Origin of the sequence: Bacillus sp. SIMBA_031, assembly GCF_046535225.1 — a bacterium.
Lineage (GTDB): Bacteria > Bacillota > Bacilli > Bacillales > Bacillaceae > Bacillus > Bacillus velezensis.
Genome location: NZ_JAWRXC010000487.1, coordinates 1 through 252, shown reverse-complemented (window position 1 = coordinate 252; position 252 = coordinate 1). Strand labels below are relative to the sequence as shown.

Genomic DNA, 252 nt, shown 5'->3' with positions numbered 1-252 from the left:
AAATCGGTGCTGGTCGCGTTCAAGCCGGATTCTAGGGCGTAGACTCATAACGACCTGATCCAGATGCGGGTGGCGAGTAGTTTTACGGCTGCTAGGAAGTTTTGGGGGTCCTTGTCATATCGAGTGGCAATCCCTCTGAACTGCTTGAGCTTGTTGAAGAATCGCTCGACGAGGTTTCGCTGCCTATAGACCCATGGGCTGAACGGAAAGCTCTCCTTGCGGTTTCGCTTTGCTGGAATATTGGCCCACGCC

Annotated in this window: 1 pseudogene; it reads right to left on the bottom strand. The window is 53.6% G+C overall.

The features are described from left to right. Positions 1-44: 44 nt before the first annotated feature. A pseudogene (locus SB724_RS21120) lies at positions 45-252 on the bottom strand (IS5/IS1182 family transposase); the annotation flags it as partial.